This is a genomic window from Castellaniella daejeonensis (assembly GCF_039523555.1).
In the GTDB taxonomy this organism is placed as follows: domain Bacteria; phylum Pseudomonadota; class Gammaproteobacteria; order Burkholderiales; family Burkholderiaceae_B; genus Castellaniella; species Castellaniella daejeonensis.
Map to the genome: position 1 here is coordinate 310291 of NZ_BAAAFN010000011.1, position 17458 is coordinate 327748.

Below are 17458 nucleotides of genomic sequence, written 5' to 3' on the forward strand. Positions count from 1 at the left end.
GATTTCTCCTATGAACGCAGGCGTGCGCCATGCTTCTGGGCCAGGGCGTCGAGCAGGCTCTGCACGCAATGTTCGACCTGACGGTCTTCCAGCGTCGCGTCGCGGCCCTGGAGCCAGATGCGCAACGCCAGGCTGCGTTGCTGTGCGGTCACGGCTTCGCGCCAGATATCGAACAGTTTAATGTCTTTGACCACGGACAGGGCGTCTTCGGCCGCAATCCTCTGACGCAGTGTATCAAGCAGCGACTGCCACGGCACGTCCGCATCCACCCAGATCGCCAGATCGCGCACCGCCACGGGCTGCCGGGACAGCTCGCGCGGCTGCGGGAAGATACGTTCTGATACGGCTTCGGCATCGATCTCGAAGACTACGGGGGCATGCGCCAGATCCAGCGCCTGAGCCCAGCGGGGATGGACTTCACCCAGCCAGCCTATCGCGCGGCCGTCCAGGATCAGCCGCGCGCTGCGCCCCGGGTGCAGCGCCGGATGCGCCGCGGCCTCGCAACGCAGGTCGGCGGCGCGCGCACCCAGCAGGGTCTCCAGGTCGCGCTTGACGTCGAAGAAATCCACCGGGCGGACCGGTTCGCCCCATTGCTCCGCCAGGGCGGGTCCCCAGGCCGCGGCGGCCAGGTGCGTGGGCTGGGCCACACCCGCCACGGACAGACCGCCGTCTGCCACGGAAGCGTCGCGGGCGAACACCCTGCCCAGTTCGAAGACCCGCACGCGCGTCTGGCGGTGCTTGGCATTGTGGGCGATATTGGCCAGCAGCCCGCCGATCAGGCTGGAGCGCATGACCGCCAGCTGGCTGGCGATCGGATTGAGCAGCCGGATGGGGTCGTCATTGCCGCAATAGTCGCGTTCCCACGCTTCCTCGACGAAGGAGAAGTTGATGACTTCCTGGTAGTCCCGGGCCGCCAGCGAGGCGCGCAATGCGTGCGGGCCGTACTGCGTCTCGGGCACTGCCCGCATGACGGCCGGCGCCACCGGCGGGCGGTCGGGAATGCGGTCGAAGCCGTGGATGCGGGCCACTTCCTCGATCAGATCTTCCTCGATCTCCAGATCGAAGCGCGCGGCCGGCGGCGTGACCACGAATTCGTCGCCCTGCCGCTCGAAGGCGAAGCCCAGGCGCGTGAAGACGGCGCCCACGGCCTCGGCATCCAGCGGAATCCCCAGCACGCGCGCACAGCGCGCCAGCCGCATGCGCACCGGCTCGCGGGCGGGCAGCCTGACGACCTGGTCGTCCAGCGGACCGGCCTGGCCGCCGCAGACTTCCAGGATCAGGGCCGTCATCAGATCAAGGTGTTCGGGGATGGTGGCGAAATCGACCCCCCGCTCGAAACGGTGCCCGGCCTCGGAATTGAGCTTGTAGCGGCGCGGACGGCCCATGATGGCCTCCGGCCACCAGAAGGCGGCTTCCAGGTAGACGTCGGTCGTGTCCAGGGTGACGGCCGAAGCCTGCCCGCCCATGATCCCGGCCAGGCTTTCGAGCGACCCGCCAGCCTCGATGACGCCCACGTCGGACGCCAGTTCGACGGTCTGGCCGTTGAGCAGCTCCAGTTGCTCGCCTTCCCGCGCCCAGCGCACCGTCAGGCCGCCCTGGATCCGCTGGAGATCGAAGACATGGGTGGGCCGCCCGAGTTCCAGCATGATGTAGTTGGAAATGTCCACCAGCGCCGATACGGGCCGTTGGCCGGCGCGCTCCAGGCGCGACTTGATCCAGTCCGGCGTGGCGGCACGCGCATTGACGCCGCGGACGATGCGTCCGGCAAAGCGGCCGCACAGGTCCGGCGCCTGCACGGCGACAGGCAGGCGGTCATCGATGGTGACGGGCACCGTGGGCGCTTGCGGCGCGCGCAGCGCGCAGCCGGTGAGTGCCGCGACTTCGCGCGCCACCCCCAGGATGGAAAGGCAGTCCGCCCGGTTGGGCGTCAGCTTCAGGGTGTAGATCGTGTCGTCCAGATCCAGCGCCTGCCGCAGGTCCTGGCCCGGCGTCAGGCCGGAGGACAGCTCGAGCAGACCGGCGTGATCCTGGGACAGGCCCAGTTCGCGCGCCGAGCACAGCATGCCGTGCGATTCGACGCCGCGCATCTTGACGGGACCGATGCGCAGGCCGCCCGGCAGCTCAGCGCCGATGCGCGCCAGGGGCACCACCAGCCCGGCCGCGGCGTTGGGCGCGCCGCAGACGATCTGCAGCGGTCTGCCCGAACCGTCATCGACGCTGCAGACACGCAGCTTGTCCGCATTGGGGTGAGGCTCGACCGCGTCGATGCGCGCCACCACCACGCCGGAAAACGGCGGTGCATAGGTTTCCGCGTCCTCGACCTCGAGGCCGGCCATGGTCAGCCGATGGGCGAGTTCCTGGCCGTCGATGTCGGGATCGGCCCAGGCGCGCAGCCATGATTCGGGAAATTGCATGGTTCGGATTCCGTGTCGCTGACTAGTCGTTGAACTGGCGCAGGAAGCGCAGGTCGCCTTCGAAGAACTGGCGCAGGTCGTCCACGCCGTAGCGCAGCATGGTCAGGCGCTCCAGCCCCGAGCCGAAGGCGAAGCCGATGTAGCGCTCCGGATCCAGCCCGAAATTGCGTACGACCTGGGGATGCACCTGGCCGGAGCCGGAGATTTCCAGCCAGCGTCCCTGATTGGGGCCCGAGGTGAACATCATGTCGATCTCGGCCGACGGCTCGGTGAACGGGAAGAATGACGGCCGGAAGCGCAGGGTCAGGTCGTCGGTCTCGAAGAAGGCGCGCAGGAAATTCGTGTAGACACCCTTCAGGTCGGCGAAGGAGATGTCCTCGGCGATCCACAGGCCCTCGACCTGATGGAACATGGGCGAGTGGGTGGCGTCGCTGTCGACGCGGTAGGTACGCCCGGGCGCGATGACTTTGATGGGCGGCTTGTTCATGCGCGCGTAGCGCACCTGCATGGGGCTGGTATGGGTGCGCAGCACCAGCGGCAGCCCGCCGGCATCCTTCATGTCGACGTAGAACGTGTCCTGCATGGAACGCGCCGGATGGTTTTCCGGGTTGTTCAGTGCGGTGAAATTGGTCCAGTCGTTTTCGATCTCGGGGCCGTCGGCCACGTCGAAACCGATCGAACGGAAGATCTGCTCGACGCGCTGCCAGGTGCGGATCACCGGGTGGATGCCGCCCGCGCCGCGTCCCCTGCCGGGCAGGGTGACGTCGATGGTCTCGGCCGCCAGGCGCTGGTCCAGCACGGCCTGGGCCAATTCGGCCCGCCGCGCGTTCAGCAGCGACTCGACCTGCTGCTTGGCTTGGTTGATCTGCGCGCCGCGCGTGCGCTTTTCCTCGCCCTGCAGGGTTGCGAGGCCCTTGAGCAGCGCAGTCAGCGACCCCTGCTTGCCCAGGAAGGCGGCTTTTTCGTTTTCCAGCGTGGCGGCATCCCCGGCCTGGGCGAAGCGTTCACGGGCCTGGGCAATCAGTTCGTCGAGCGATGAGTCCATGGTGCATTCCAAAACGCAAACGGAGCCCGATGGAGCTCCGTTTGCGATGATACAGAATCGAAAACGAAACTGTGTCGGTCAGGCGGCCAGCGCGGATTTCGCCTGGGCCACGACAGCGGCAAACCCTGCCTTGTCATGCACGGCCATGTCGGCGAGGACCTTGCGGTCGAGTTCGATCGAGGCCTTCTTCAGGCCGGCGATGAAGACGCTGTAGGTCACGCCCAGTTCGCGGCAGCCCGCGTTGATGCGGGTGATCCACAGGGCGCGGAAGGTGCGCTTTTTATTGCGGCGGTCGCGATAGGCATACTGGCCGGCACGCATGACCGCCTGCTTGGCGATCCGGAATACGTTGCCGCGGCGGCCGCGGTAACCCTTGGCGGCCTTGATGACTTTTTTATGGCGTGCACGAGCGGTGACGCCGCGTTTGACGCGAGGCATGTGTAATCTCCGATCAGGCGAAAGGCAGCATCGCCTTCACGGAGGCGACGTTCGTTTCATGGACGGCAGCCGAACCGCGCAGCTGGCGTTTGTTCTTCGTGGTTTTCTTGGTCAGGATGTGACGCTTGAAAGCCTGGCCGCGCTTGATGGAACCACTGCCGCGCACCTTGAAGCGCTTGGAAGCGCCTTTTTTGCTCTTCATCTTGGGCATGACGATACTCTGTTGGCTTGGCAAACCCAGGTGACCCGGGATCCGGGCGCTTGTCAGACCTGGCATTCGCAATCATTCGGATCCGGCATGCGCAACCTGCATGCGCGAATCCCGCTTCTTCCTTGCTTGCCCCGTGCCGTTCTGCCGGGCCGCCCCTGCAAACCGGGAAAGGCATCCAGCCAAAAAGGCGATCCCTCGGGCGAAGCAAACCCGAAAGAAATTGGGAAAAGCCCTTGATTATAGGGCGATTTGCAGGGGTTTGTCTATTCGCCCCCTTGTTCCAGGGCCTGGACACGGGCCTCCAGGGATTCGATGCGCTCGAGCGCACGGGCCAGCAGATCGGCCTGGATGTCGAATTCTTCCCGGGTGACCAGGTCCATGCGGGCAAATGCCTGGGCCATGAAGGCCTTCATGTTGCGCTCGATATCGGCTGCCGGGGTCTTGGCCAGCAATTCGGACATGTTCTTCTGGAAATCGTCGAACAATTGATTGGGGGCGATCATCGCTGCCTCCTGGGATGGGCAAGGAAAACCATCATTCTACCCGCCCCGGCCGGTCGCTCCGGGACCGCGTCCCGAACCTACGCGGCGCCGCCGGGACGGTACTGGATCGCCTGGCCGACATGCCCGGCCTCGACCCGGTCGGCGCCGTCCAGGTCGGCCAGTGTCCGTGCCACCCGCAGGGTCCGCCGCGTGGCGCGGGCCGACCAGCCCCAGGCCGACGCGGCACGCGCCAGCAACGCCCGCCCATCGGCATCCGGATTGCCGTGGCCATCCAGGGCCGCGCCGTCCAGATCGGCATTCAGGCACCCCTGGCGCGAGAATTGCCGCTGCCGGGCGTCCACCACCCGCGCCCGGACTTGCGCCGAAGGCTCGCCGGGTGGGGCCTCCAGCCACGCGGCTTCCACGCCCAGGCTGACGTGCAGATCGATGCGGTCCAGCAGCGGCCCGGAGATCCGCGCCCGATAGCGCGCAATGACATCGCTGGAGCAGGCGCATTCCCGGCGGGGGTGAGGATGCCCGTGCCAGCCGCACGGACAGGGGTTCATGGCGGCCACGAGCTGGAAGCGGGCGGGAAAAGTGCAGCTGCCGGCGGCCCGGGCGACCGTGACGATGCCTGTCTCCAGCGGTTCGCGCAGGGCCTCCAGGGCCCGGCGGTCGAATTCGGGCAGTTCGTCCAGAAACAGCACGCCGTGATGGGCCAGGCTGATTTCCCCGGGCCTGGGATGGGCTCCCCCACCCACCAGGGCCGGCATGGATGCCCCGTGATGGGGCGCCCTGAACGGCGGCACCCGGGACAGTGACGGCCGGGACCGCGCCAACCCATGCACGGCGGCGACTTCCAGGGCCTGCTCGGAACTCAGGGGGGGCAACAGGCCGGGCAGCCGATGCGCCAGCATGCTCTTGCCGACACCGGGACAGCCGCTGAGCAGCAAACCGTGCCCGCCTGCGGCAGCCAGCTCCAGGGCGACCCGCGCCGCCGCCTGCCCATGGACATCGGACAGGCATGGCACGGGGGCTTCGTCCCGAGGGTCGTCATGAACCGGCACGGCGGCGGGCAATTCTGCCCTGCCGGCGAAATGCGCAACGACTTCATCCAGCCCCGCCGCAGCCAGAACCCTCAGACCAGGCACCCGGGCAGCGACACCTGCCGACGCCGGCGCCATGATGAGCGAAGCCTGCGGATCGCCCCGGGCCACCGAAAGCGCAATCGCCAGCGCGGCATCCGCCGGCAGAATGGCGCCCGTCAGCGACAGCTCGCCCACCAGCACGTAATGCCGCACGTCGGGCACTCCGCCGCCGGCATCGGCGATCTGACCCGACGCCAGCAGGACCCCCAGGGCAATCGGCAGGTCGAAGCGGCCGGAATCCTTGGGCAGGTCGGCGGGTGCCAGATTGGCGGTGATGCGGCCCGCCGGGAACTCGAAGCCGCTGCTCAGCAGAGCCGAACGCACCCGCTCGCGGCTCTCGCGCACGCCCGCACCCGGCAGGCCGACGATGGAAAAAGAAGGCAGGCCGCCGCCCACGTGGACTTCGACCTGCACGGGCCGGACCTGCAACCCGAACAGGGCCCGGCCGGATAGAACGGCAAGCGACATCGGCTCCTCCCGCGTCATCCCCTGCGCCACTATAAGAGCGGCATGCGGATCGGGGGGAGCGGGCGTGACGGAACTGTCCCGCCCAGCCGCGCCTGCCCGGCGCGCCGCCCGGTCCACCGGGCCGGCACGCCGGAACGGCAGCCCTTACTTCGAGCTGCTGCTGGAATTGCCGACTGCGCCCTGGATGGCCGCATCGGCCTTGGCCGCGCCTTCCTTCACGGACTCGCGGGCGCTGTTGGCCGCATCGCCGGCCTTTTCGGCCAGTTCACCCGCTTTTTCGGACACGGCCTGGCCGGCTTCGGCCATCTTGTCCTTGGCTGTTTCAGTGGATTCCTTGATCTTGTCCTGCATGGACTGCTGATCGGCCGGCGCGCTCTGCTGTTCCTGCGGAGCGGGCGCGATGGGAGGCACGGGAGCCGGCGTGGGCGCCGTCGAAGGCGCGGGAGCCGCCGGAGGCGGCGCAGAAGCGTCATCGCTCTTGGAGCAAGCACCCAGCAGGCTCAGCGATGCCACCATGGCGGCCAGAGTCAGCGTTTTACGCGTCATGTTCATGATCTTCCCTATACAAAATTCCGCTGTCATTGAAGTGGCGGATCATCTTCGAGGACCGGTCTGTTACAACCGGCTTGGTTACAATTCTAGCGGCCCTGGATCAGGGGTAAACCCTGACTTGTAATGACTGATGTCCAGCAACACCGCCATGCCGGACAGCCCGCCAGAGCCGCCTTCCCAGGAAAAAACCGACCGGATCACCCGGCCCGCGCCCACATTCCGCATCAACAACTGGACACAAAGGCACCGTTTCGGGGCATGCCTGCACCTGCGTAGTGCAGACTCTCCGCCATGCCCTTTCACGCTGCACTGCGCCGCTACGCTCCCACTCCGCCCGAAAATTGGCATGCCTTTTGCTTGAACCCTGATGCAAGGACACTGCAAAGGAGCTTTCATGAAACTCGTCACCGCACTCATCAAGCCTTTCAAACTGGAGGAGGCTCATGCAGCGCTGGAGGCTGCCGGCATCCAGGGCATGACGGTCACCGAAGCCAAGGGATTCGGCCGGCAGAAAGGACACACCGAACTCTATCGGGGCGCGGAGTACCAGGTCGATTTCCTGCCCAAGCTGCAGGTCCAGGTCGCGGTCCCGGATTCACTGGTCGAAATGACGGTGGAATGCCTGTGCCAGTCGGCCCGGACAGGCAAGATCGGCGACGGCAAGATCTTCGTCACCCCCCTCGAGCACGTCGTGCGGATCCGCACGGGCGAAACCGGCGAAGCCGCCCTCTGACCCTACTGGAAAAGGAGTACCTGATGGACAAGAGCGATCTGGTCTGGACCATGATCTCGACCCTGCTGGTCTGGCTGATGTGCATGCCGGGACTGGCGCTGTTCTACGGCGGCCTGGCACGCAAGCGCCACGCGTTATCCGTCATGACCCAGACGCTGGGCGTCTGCGCACTGGTCGTGGTGCTGTGGTTCTTCTACGGCTATTCCCTGGTCTTCACCGAGGGTTTTGGCGGCCTGGGCGGATGGTCCCGTCTCGGCCTGGCTGGCCTGTACCAGGGTGGTGACGCGGCACCGCTACCCTTGCTGGGCACGATCCCCGAGCTGCTGTTCGCCCTCTTCCAGGCAACATTCGCTGCCATCACCTGCGGGCTGATCACCGGCAGCATGGCGGAGCGCACCCGCTTCGGCGCCGCGCTGGCCTTTGCCGGCCTGTGGTTCACGCTGGGCTACATGCCGATTGCACACATGGTCTGGGCCGGAGACGGCTGGCTGCACCTGCGCGGCGCACTGGACTTCGCCGGCGGCACCGTGGTTCACATCAGTGCGGGCGCGGCCGGCCTGATCGGCGCGCGGTGGGTCGGCCCACGGCTGGGATACGGCCGTGAAGCCATGCTGCCCCACAGCCTGCCGCTGAACCTGACCGGCGCCGCCCTGCTGTGGGTGGGCTGGTTCGGCTTCAATGGCGGCTCGGCGCTGGCTGCCAACGAGCAGGCCGTCCTGGCCGTGGCCAATACCCTGCTGGCCGCCGCCTGCGGCGTACTGGCCTGGGCGCTGGCGGAGCGGGTGCTGAAGGGACGGGCCTCGCTGCTGGGCGCGGCCTCGGGCGCCATCGCCGGACTCGTGGGCATCACGCCCGCCGCCGGCCTGGTCTCACCGGGCGCGGCGCTGGTCATCGGTACGCTCGCGTCCTGGGCCGCACTCTGGGGCGTGAGCGGCCTGAAGCGGCGCCTGGGTATCGACGACGCCTTCGATGTCTTCGGCATCCATGCCGTGGGCGGCATCGTCGGCGCCATCCTGACGGGCGTGTTCTATTCAGCCGACCTCGGCGGCCCCGGCCCGGCGGGCATGGACGCCCTGCTGCTTCAGACCTGGCTGCAGATCGAGGCCGTGCTGGTCAGTCTGGTCTGGGCTTCCGTCAGCGCCGCAATCTGCGCCTGGCTGGTCGACCGCCTGCTGGGACTGCGAATCGCGGCCGACGAGGAACGCCAGGGTCTGGATTCCGCCGAGCACGGCGAAACGGCCTACCCGGACTGAGTCCTGGAACGCACGACGGCCGGGCTTCGCATCCCGGCCTCGTAGATACGGCACTGGTTGCGGCCATGCTCCTTGGCCGCATACATGGCAAGATCGGCGGCGCGCAGCAACTCGCTGGCGTCGCCGCCGTCGCAGGGATAGAAGGCCACCCCCATGCTGGCGGAAACCTGCGCGACGCTGTCGCCCAGCACATAGGGCTGAGACAGGGCTTCCAGCACCTTGTGACACAAGGGAAGGACATCGTTCGGATCCCCGATGTCCCGGACGATGAGCGTGAACTCATCGCCGCCCAGCCGGGCCACCATGTCCGAATTGCGCACGCATTCGCTCAGCCGGCGGGCCACCAGCCGCAGCAGTTGGTCGCCCGCCTCGTGGCCCAGCGTATCGTTGACTTCCTTGAAAAGATCCAGGTCCAGGAACGCCAGGGCAAAGGGCAATCCGCCACCCCGGCTGTGCTCGATGCTGCGTCGCAGGTTTTCCTGGAACATCTGCCGATTGGGCAGCTGGGTCAGGTGATCGTAGTGTGCCTGATGCCAGATCGTCGCTTCGCGCCGACGCTTCTCGGTCACGTCGGAGAACAGGCCGATGCGGCAATTGACGCTGCCATCTTCGTTGTAGGACGTATTGATCGACAGGCGTTCGACGTATTCTTCTCCCGATTTGCGCCGGTTGTGGATATCGCCGTTCCAGCGGCCGGTCTCATGCAGCTGGGCCCACATTGCCTGGTAGAAGGCCTGGTCGTGGCGACCTGAACTGAGCACGGCCATGGTGCGTCCGACCACTTCCTCGGCGCTGTAGCCAGTCACCGCCGTGAAGGCCGGGTTGATGTCCTGGATGACGCCGTCGGCATCGGTCACCACCATGGCCTCGCTGGTGTGGGCATAGACCAGGGCGGCCCGCCGCGCGGAAGCCTCGGCACGCCTGCGCTCGGTGATGTCGAACATGATGCCGATCAGGGCCGGGCGGCCGTGCAGATACATCCTCGAGCCGAAGATTTCCAGTTCGATCGGATCGCCATCGCGGCGCCGCGCCACGCATTCGTAGCGCATTCCGGTCGTATGCCCGGCCAGACGTTCCTGCAATCGGGTACGAACCACCTCGTAAGCAGGGCCGACAAACACCTGTTTGAAGGGCAGTCCGCCAGCCAGTTCATCGCGGGGATACCCCAGGATTTCCGCCAGCCGCTCATTGGCGTGTATGAAGCGCAGGTTTTCGTCAGCCATGTAGATGCCTGCGACCGTATTGTCGGACAGACCCTCGAACATGGCCTGTGACTCGGCCAGCGCGGCGTGTTTTTTCTGGATGTCTGCAAGCAACTGCTCGATGTGCGCTGCGGAATCGTTCAACACCTGGCCCAACTCGCCCAGCTCGTCACCGGGCGGCAACGCGGAGCGGGCGGAATAATCGCCTGCTGCCAGGGCACTGCACTGGTCCACCAGTTCGCGAATGGGCCGCAGGATGCGGCGGAAGACCACCCAGCCCGCCAGCGCCAGCAGCACGAGGTCGAGCGCGAACAAGGCATAGGCGCCATAGAGCGTCTTTTGCTGGACCGCCCTGGCCTGAACGACCAGGCCGTCCATGAGCGCCTCGGTGCGCGCCAGCAGATCCGCGCCGTTTCGCGCCATTTCGGCCACGGCGGAACGGTCGCCTGCCGGCGCCTCCGCCAGTGCGCCGACGGCAACACCATAGCGCTTCCAGGCCAGGCCGACTTCGCGCAACTGCGGCGAGAGCACAGCCGGCACCGGGACGATATCCAGATCGAATACGCGGCCGCCACGGCGCAACGCCTCGTATGCCGCTTCGAACGAAGATGGCAGGTCTTCCTGGATGGCATCCAGCAGTTCGAGGTCGGGATGCCGGTGCGCCATCAGGGCCTGCAGGCCGATGCGCTGGCTCAGCATGCGCATCTTGCCGGCGACGTTCAATGTGGCCGCCATGCCGTCGCTTTCCCGCAGGAGGAACTGGACGATGGACACGTTGCCGACGGCCAGCAGTACAACCAGTACGAAGGCTAGCGAGGCCTTCTGCCTCAGGGTGCGGGGGATGGAGTCGAGTCGCAAGAAGAGGCCTGGAAATATCGGGGTCGGGAACCGGGGTATTACCTATGGGCGATTCTACCAACGAACCAGCAAACCAGGAATCGGCTCGAGCACCAGGCGTTGCGGACGCGGCTGCACCGCGACAGCCAGGTGCCTCGTTCAGGCGTCCAGCGTGGACAGATCGATGCGTTCGGCCCGGTTCAGCGCCGATGCGACCTTGACCCGCAGGGCGTTGGAATGCGCCTTGCGGATTTCCTTCTTCACGTCCAGCAACTGCTGCGGGTGCATGGAAAACCCGGTCAGGCCCAGGCCCAGCAGCATTCGCGTCACGCGCACATCGCCGGCCATCTCGCCGCAGATCGACACGGGCTTGCCCAGCCGTTCGCCGATATTGATGGTGTGCGCGATCAAGCGCAGCACGGCCGGATGCATCGGATCATACAGGGCGGCAACGTCGGTATCCCCCCGGTCGATCGCCAGCACGTACTGGATCAGGTCGTTGGTTCCGATCGACAGGAAATCCAGTGCCTCCGCGAAGGGCTCGATCGCGATGGCCATGGCCGGGATCTCGACCATGGCACCCACTTGCACGTCGGTATTGTGGGGCACTCCCTGGGCACGCAGTTCTTCCGCGGCCCGCGCCAGGGCGCGGCGGGCAGCATGGATTTCGTGCATGTGCGAGATCATGGGAAACAGCACCCGGATCGACCCGTGCGCGGCAGCCCGCAACAGCGCCCGCAGCTGCGTGTTGAACATCTCGGGATTGGCCAGACAGTAACGGATCGCCCGCAGGCCCAGGGCCGGATTGGTGGCCACGGTTGCCTCGCCATCGAGCGTCTTGTCGGCGCCGATGTCCAAGGTGCGGATGGTGACCGGCCTGCCCGCCATGGTGCGCACGACCGAGGCATAGGCCTCGTACTGCTCGTCCTCGCCCGGCAGGTCGGGCCTTCCCATGAACAGGAATTCGCTGCGGAACAGCCCGATGCCTTCGGCGCCGGCCGCCAGCGCATCGGCGGCCTCGTCGGGCAGTTCGATATTGGCTTCCATCCGGATCTGGATGCCGTCGAGCGTCACGGCCGGCGCAAAGCGCAGCGCCTTGAGTTCGTCGCGTTCGCGCAGGAAGGCCGCCTGCCGTTCCTGGTATTCCCGCAGCACGGCGTCCGAGGGATTGACCAGGACCAGCCCGTTCAGCCCGTCGACGATCAGCCGATCGCCATCGCGAACCAGCGTGCGCACCGACCCCATGCCGACCACGGCGGGCACGTTCATGCTGCGCGCCACGATGGCCGTGTGCGAAGTGGTGCCGCCCAGGTCCGTCAGAAAGGCGCCGAAGCGGCCGCCGCGCAGGCGCATCATGTCGGCTGGCGAGATGTCGCGCGCCACCACGATCAGACTGCCATCGGCAGCCACGACATCCAGATTCGGCAGCCAATGCATGGATCCGGACAGCACGCGCAGGACGCGTTCGATCACCTGGCGCACATCGCCGCTGCGTTCGCGCAGGTAGGCGTCCTCCATCATGGAGAACTGTTCCACCAGGATCTGACCCTGGGCCGTCAGGGCCCATTCGGCGTTGTACCGGCGCTCCTCGATCAGCTGGCAGACGGACTGGACCAGCATGGGATCCTGCAGCAGCATGGCATGGACCGACAGGAGCACGCCCAGCTCGCGCGGCGCGTCGGCGGGCAGATCGGCGGCCATCTGGCTCAGGTCGCGCACGGTTTCATCCACCGCCCGCGTGAAGCGCTGCTGTTCGGTCTCGATGTCTTCGTCGGCGATGCGATAGTGGGCGACCTCGAGCGAAGCCGCGCTCATGACCACGGCCCGCCCGATGGCATAGCCGCGCACCACGCCCTGGCCATACAGGCACAGGGTGGAAGAAATCGCGGATGTAGCGGGTTCCGGCGGATTCATGCGGGTGTCGGGGGCTATTCGGCTTCCCCGAAACGGCTTTCGAACAGGGCACGGATATCGGCCAGCGCCTGGGCCTCGTCCTCGCCCTGGGCATCGACCCGGACAGTGACACCCAGGCCTGCGGCCAGCATCATCACGCCCATGATGCTCTTGGCATTGACGCGCTGCGCTCCCCGCGAAATGAAGATGTCGCAGCGGTAGCGACCGGCGAGCTGGGTCAGCTTGGCCGCCGCGCGCGCATGCAGTCCCAGCTTGTTCGAAATCACCAGGTCGATGGAGGGCATGGGCACGGGCTCCTAGCAGTCACACGGGGGTTCCGCATTCACGATACCGCGCAGCGCCCCCTGGCGCACGCGTTCGCTGAGAGATTCGGGGTTTTCCTGCTGGTCTGTCAAGGCCTTGAGCACCATGCAGGCATTGGTTCCGGTCAACAAATGCGCCACATAGCCGTCGTCCAGCGCCTGTCGCAGGGCCTGGGCGGCAATGTTGAAGGGCGTGGCTCCATACAGGTCGCACAGGATCAGGATGGGTTCGGCAGGGCCGCGCACACGCATCCATTCCAGGATGCGCCCGGTCTGGGCGGCGGGCTCGGCGTCGGGCGCGACGTCGAAGACCGTCAGGTCGGGCACCCGGCCCAGCACGTGCCGGGCGCAGGCCTCGAAGGCGGCGCCCAGAGGCTCATGCATGACCAGGGCGATACGGGTGGTATTCATGAACGGCCACCTGCCTGCTGTCCGGCAGCGCCGGCAGCGGGCATCCCACCGGGCCCTGCTTCGCTCACGGCCTGGACCAGGGCCTGCACGAAGCGGCCGGCCACGTCGAAGCCGGTCTGCTCGGTGATTTCCACGAAGCACGTGGGGCTCGTGACATTGATTTCGGTGATGTAGTCGCCGATCACGTCCAGGCCGATCAACAGCAGGCCGCGTCCGGCCAGCCGCTCGCCCACGGCCCGCGCCAGTTCGAGGTCGCGTTCCGACAGGGGCTGGGCCCGGCCGCGGCCGCCGGCGGCCAGGTTGCCGCGGGTTTCGCCCTGCAGCGGAACACGCGCCAGGGCGAACGGCACCGGCTCGCCGCCGATGATCAGGATGCGCTTGTCGCCATCGCGGATTTCCGGGATATAGCGCTGCGCCATGATGGTTTGCCTGCCCATCCCGGTCAGGGATTCCAGGATGGAGCCCAGGTTCGGTTCGTCGGTCCTCAGGCGGAAAATGCCGCTGCCGCCCATGCCGTCCAGGGGCTTGACGATGACATCGCCATGCAGCGCATGGAAGGCGCGCAATCGCGCCATGTCGCTGCTGACCAGCGTGGGAGCCGTGTATTGCGCGAATTCGGTGATGGCGAGCTTTTCCGGATGATTGCGGATCGCCGAACCGGCATTGAACACCCGCGCCCCCTGGGCCGCCGCATAGTCGAACAGGTGCGTCGCATAGACGTACTCCATGTCGAAGGGCGGATCCTTTCTCATCAGCACCGCATCGAAGTCGGCCAGCGCACATTCGCGCGGCTCGGCATCCTGCGTCCACCAGTCGTGGCCATGCCAGTCGGGATCGGCGCGCAGGCGCATGCCGGTGGCGGAAACCCGCACGCGGCCTTCCAGGACGTACAGATCGCCCATCGTGGCGAAGCTGAAGTCGTGCCCCTGTGCTGCCAGGCTGCGCATGATGGCGACGGAGGAATCCTTCCAGGCCTTCAGGGCGGGCAGCGGATCGATGACGAACAGAAAATGCATGAATGCCTCGGGTGTCCTGCTTGGCTAATTCGGTGATTCCAGCCGCAGCCTTGCCTGGCCGCGTGCAAGCGGCCCGGATCCGGCAGGCACGGAACAGCCCGCAGGGACCATTCCGCGCACAGTCTCAGAGCGGGTACGGTCAGGCTACATCGCCCTGCTTGCCGGTTTTCTTGCGGGGCGCCAGCACCATCACCATCTGGCGGCCTTCGAGCTTGGGCATGGCCTCGACCAGGACCAATTCGCCCAGATCGTCGCGCACTCGTTCGAGTACGCGCATACCGAGTTCCTGGTGAGCCATCTCGCGGCCGCGAAAACGCAGCGTGACCTTTGCCTTGTCGCCATCCTCGATGAAACGGCGCAGGTTGCGCAGTTTCACCTGGTAGTCGCCTTCGTCGGTACCCGGCCGGAACTTGACTTCCTTGACCTGGATGACCTTCTGGCGGGCACGGGCTTCCTGCTGGCGCTTCTGTTCCTGGTACTTGAACTTGCCGTAGTCCATCAGGCGGCAGACGGGGGGGGTGGCCGTGGGGGCGATTTCGACCAGATCGACGTCGTTCTGCTCGGCCATGGCCATGGCTTCGGATGTGCGAACAATGCCCAGCTGCTCGCCATCCACGCCGATCAGGCGGACTTCATGAATGCGGATTTCACCGTTGACGCGGTGTTTCTTTTCGGTTGCGATGTCGAGAACTCCTGTGAGTTGATGAAAAGGGGTGAATCAGGCCTGCGCCAGTTCGGTCCCCTGCTGACGAGTCGAGATTTCGTGCTGCAGCCGGGCGGTGAAATCCGCCACCGGCATCGAGCCCAGATCCAGATTGCCGCGCCCGCGCACCGATACGGCGCCGGATTCGCGTTCTTTCTCGCCGACGACCAGAATATACGGGATTTTCTGCAGGCTATGTTCGCGGATTTTACGGGTGATCTTTTCGCCCCGCACGTCGGCAAACACCCGCAGGCCCTGGCGCTTCAGGTCGGCGGCCAGCTGCTCCGCGTAGTCGGCGGAAGCGTCGGAGATGCAGCAGACCACGGCATGGTGCGGCGAAAGCCAGGCGGGCAATGCCCCTGCATGGTTCTCGATCAGCATGCCGATGAAGCGTTCCAGGGATCCCAGGATGGCCCGATGCAGCATCACCGGCGTGCGGCGCTGGTCCTGCGCATCGACATATTCGGCGCCAAGGCGCGCAGGCATGGAGAAATCCACCTGGATGGTGCCGCATTGCCAATGACGGCCGATGGCATCTTTCAGGGTGTATTCGATCTTCGGGCCGTAGAAGGCGCCTTCGCCTTCCGAGACTTCGTATTCGCAGTGGGACAGATCCAGGCTGTCTTTCAGGGCCTGCTCGGCCTTGTCCCAGACCTCGTCGGCGCCGATGCGCTTTTCGGGGCGGGTGGCGACCTTGTACAGAATCTCGGTGAAGCCGAAGTCGGCGTAGACCTTCTGCAGCAGGCGGGTGAAGGCGGCGCATTCTTCCTGGAGCTGATCTTCGGTACAGAAGATGTGTCCGTCGTCCTGGGTGAAGCCGCGCACGCGCATCATGCCGTGCAGCGAACCCGAGGGCTCGTTGCGGTGGCACTGGCCGAATTCACCGTAGCGCAGCGGCAGTTCGCGATAGGAATGCAGGCCGGCGTTGAAGATCTGCACGTGGCCCGGGCAGTTCATGGGCTTCAGTCCGTACACGCGGTTCTCGGATTCCGTCGTGAACATGTTTTCCTGGTAGTTGTCCCAGTGGCCGGTCTTTTTCCAGAGGGACAGGTCCAGGATCTGCGGCGCCTTGACTTCCTGGTAGCCGTTGTCCTGGTAAACCTGGCGCATGTACTGCTCGACCTGCTGCCAGACCGTCCAGCCCTTGGGGTGCCAGAAGATCAACCCGGGGGCTTCGTCCTGGAAATGGAACAGGTCCAGTTCGCGGCCGATGCGGCGGTGATCGCGCAGTTCGGCCTGCTCGAGCATGTGCAGATAGGCGTCCTGGTCTTCCTTGCGGGCCCAGGCGGTGCCGTAAATGCGCTGCAGCATTTCATTATTGCTGTCGCCGCGCCAATAGGCCCCGGCAACCTTCATCAGCTTGAACACCCGCAAGCGGCCGGTGGACGGCACGTGCGGGCCGCGGCACAGGTCGATGAAATCGCCTTCGCGGTACAGGCTGATCTTTTCATTGGTGGGGATCGAGGCGATGATCTCGGCCTTGTAGGCCTCGCCGATACCGCGGAAAAATTTCACGGCTTCGTCGCGGCCCCATTCCTCGCGCGTCACGGCTTCATCGCGGCGGGCCAGTTCGGCCATCTTCTTCTCGATGGCTTCCAGGTCTTCGGGCGTAAAGGGTCGTTTGTACGAAAAATCGTAGTAGAAGCCGTTTTCGATCACCGGGCCGATGGTGACCTGCGCGTCGGGAAACAGAGACTTCACCGCATAAGCCAGCAAGTGGGCGGTGGAATGGCGGATCAGGTCGAGGCCTTCGGGATCCTTGTCGGTGACGATGCTCAGGCTCGCATCCCGGTCGATCACGTGGCTGGCATCCACCAGCCGGGCCGGTTCGCCGTCCACGGCCAGCTTGCCCGCCAGGGCTGCCTTGCCCAACCCGGTACCGATGGAGCGCGCGACCTCGAGCACGGAAACAGGATGGTCGAATTCGCGCCGCGAACCGTCGGGAAGGGTGATGCAAACCATTTATGCGTGTCCTGAAAATACGAAACGCGGCCTGCGCCGCGTAGGTAAAAAGCCTGAATTTGCCATGCAGGGGGAACCTGTCAAGTGTAGCAACCGGGAGAGCAACAATCAATTTCACAAGGCAAACCAAAGCGGCCAGGCCTCTCGGGCACCACCCCGGCAGCCGGGATTGTTGCGAAAGAACAAAAGCGCCGTCCGCGCGCCTGGCCGGTTTTTCTTGTTCGCCCGCAGCGTTTGACAGCCTTTGAAATTCACCCTAAAATTTCGTTCTTTCCTGAAGGCGGTTAGCTCAGTTGGTTAGAGCGCTACGTTGACATCGTAGAGGTCGCTGGTTCGAATCCAGTACTGCCTACCAGATTTCCGGGTC

At 65.7% G+C, this 17458-nt stretch carries 16 protein-coding genes and 1 tRNA gene; 3 read left to right on the forward strand and 14 right to left on the reverse strand.

Going from position 1 to position 17458, the window contains the following annotated elements; all coding sequences use genetic code 11:
• Positions 1 to 8 precede the first annotated feature (8 nt).
• The 7 genes from pheT to ABD022_RS08625 all read right to left on the reverse strand — a co-directional run bounded on the left by pheT (position 9) and on the right by ABD022_RS08625 (position 6752).
• On the reverse strand, positions 9 to 2414 hold the full coding sequence (gene pheT / locus ABD022_RS08595; RefSeq protein ID WP_343820902.1) for a phenylalanine--tRNA ligase subunit beta: 2406 nt from the start codon (positions 2412 to 2414) through the stop codon (positions 9 to 11).
• Between the two features lie 22 nt (positions 2415 to 2436).
• The gene (pheS, locus tag ABD022_RS08600; protein WP_325123968.1) at positions 2437 to 3459 is read right to left on the reverse strand and encodes a phenylalanine--tRNA ligase subunit alpha; all 1023 of its coding nucleotides are present in this window, start codon (positions 3457 to 3459) and stop codon (positions 2437 to 2439) included.
• A 78-nt stretch (positions 3460 to 3537) separates the two neighbouring features.
• Positions 3538 to 3897 (reverse strand): 50S ribosomal protein L20, encoded by a 360-nt coding sequence (rplT, locus tag ABD022_RS08605; RefSeq protein ID WP_043682169.1) that lies wholly within the window; start codon positions 3895 to 3897, stop codon positions 3538 to 3540.
• Between the two features lie 13 nt (positions 3898 to 3910).
• Positions 3911 to 4108 (reverse strand): 50S ribosomal protein L35, encoded by a 198-nt coding sequence (rpmI, locus tag ABD022_RS08610; protein ID WP_043682165.1) that lies wholly within the window; start codon positions 4106 to 4108, stop codon positions 3911 to 3913.
• 263 nt (positions 4109 to 4371) lie between these two features.
• Positions 4372 to 4611: an accessory factor UbiK family protein gene (locus ABD022_RS08615; protein ID WP_343820905.1), complete on the reverse strand. Its 240-nt coding sequence runs from the start codon at positions 4609 to 4611 to the stop codon at positions 4372 to 4374.
• Between the two features lie 77 nt (positions 4612 to 4688).
• A complete protein-coding gene (locus tag ABD022_RS08620; RefSeq protein ID WP_325123970.1) occupies positions 4689 to 6206 on the reverse strand; it encodes a YifB family Mg chelatase-like AAA ATPase in 1518 nt (505 codons plus the stop codon).
• Between the two features lie 144 nt (positions 6207 to 6350).
• The gene (locus ABD022_RS08625) at positions 6351 to 6752 is read right to left on the reverse strand and encodes a hypothetical protein (protein ID WP_325123971.1); all 402 of its coding nucleotides are present in this window, start codon (positions 6750 to 6752) and stop codon (positions 6351 to 6353) included.
• Positions 6753 to 7152: 400 nt separating this feature from the next.
• Between ABD022_RS08625 and ABD022_RS08630 the strand changes: the two genes are divergently transcribed.
• A complete protein-coding gene (locus ABD022_RS08630) occupies positions 7153 to 7491 on the forward strand; it encodes a P-II family nitrogen regulator (protein ID WP_325123972.1) in 339 nt (112 codons plus the stop codon).
• Between the two features lie 23 nt (positions 7492 to 7514).
• Complete coding sequence (locus ABD022_RS08635; RefSeq protein WP_325123973.1) at positions 7515 to 8744, forward strand: ammonium transporter; 1230 nt, start codon at positions 7515 to 7517, stop codon at positions 8742 to 8744.
• Here the strand turns inward: ABD022_RS08635 and ABD022_RS08640 are convergent.
• The 7 genes from ABD022_RS08640 to thrS all read right to left on the reverse strand — a co-directional run bounded on the left by ABD022_RS08640 (position 8732) and on the right by thrS (position 17091).
• Positions 8732 to 10804 carry a diguanylate cyclase domain-containing protein gene (locus ABD022_RS08640; RefSeq protein ID WP_325123974.1) on the reverse strand — a complete coding sequence of 691 codons (2073 nt, stop codon included), beginning with the start codon at positions 10802 to 10804 and terminating at the stop codon, positions 8732 to 8734. The genes ABD022_RS08635 and ABD022_RS08640 overlap by 13 nt on opposite strands.
• A gap of 138 nt (positions 10805 to 10942) precedes the next feature.
• On the reverse strand, positions 10943 to 12697 hold the full coding sequence (gene ptsP, locus ABD022_RS08645; RefSeq protein ID WP_325123975.1) for a phosphoenolpyruvate--protein phosphotransferase: 1755 nt from the start codon (positions 12695 to 12697) through the stop codon (positions 10943 to 10945).
• Between the two features lie 14 nt (positions 12698 to 12711).
• Positions 12712 to 12981 carry an HPr family phosphocarrier protein gene (locus tag ABD022_RS08650; RefSeq protein WP_325123976.1) on the reverse strand — a complete coding sequence of 90 codons (270 nt, stop codon included), beginning with the start codon at positions 12979 to 12981 and terminating at the stop codon, positions 12712 to 12714.
• Positions 12982 to 12993: 12 nt separating this feature from the next.
• Complete coding sequence (locus ABD022_RS08655) at positions 12994 to 13410, reverse strand: PTS sugar transporter subunit IIA (RefSeq protein ID WP_325123977.1); 417 nt, start codon at positions 13408 to 13410, stop codon at positions 12994 to 12996.
• A complete protein-coding gene (gshB, locus tag ABD022_RS08660) occupies positions 13407 to 14426 on the reverse strand; it encodes a glutathione synthase (RefSeq protein WP_325123978.1) in 1020 nt (339 codons plus the stop codon). Before gshB ends, ABD022_RS08655 begins: the two co-directional genes overlap by 4 nt.
• 139 nt (positions 14427 to 14565) lie before the next feature.
• Complete coding sequence (gene infC, locus ABD022_RS08665) at positions 14566 to 15108, reverse strand: translation initiation factor IF-3 (RefSeq protein ID WP_325123987.1); 543 nt, start codon at positions 15106 to 15108, stop codon at positions 14566 to 14568.
• A 36-nt stretch (positions 15109 to 15144) separates the two neighbouring features.
• On the reverse strand, positions 15145 to 17091 hold the full coding sequence (gene thrS / locus ABD022_RS08670; protein WP_343820908.1) for a threonine--tRNA ligase: 1947 nt from the start codon (positions 17089 to 17091) through the stop codon (positions 15145 to 15147).
• Positions 17092 to 17369: 278 nt separating this feature from the next.
• Between thrS and ABD022_RS08675 the strand changes: the two genes are divergently transcribed.
• Positions 17370 to 17446: transfer RNA gene (locus ABD022_RS08675), tRNA-Val, on the forward strand.
• The last annotated feature ends 12 nt before the right edge of the window (positions 17447 to 17458 follow it).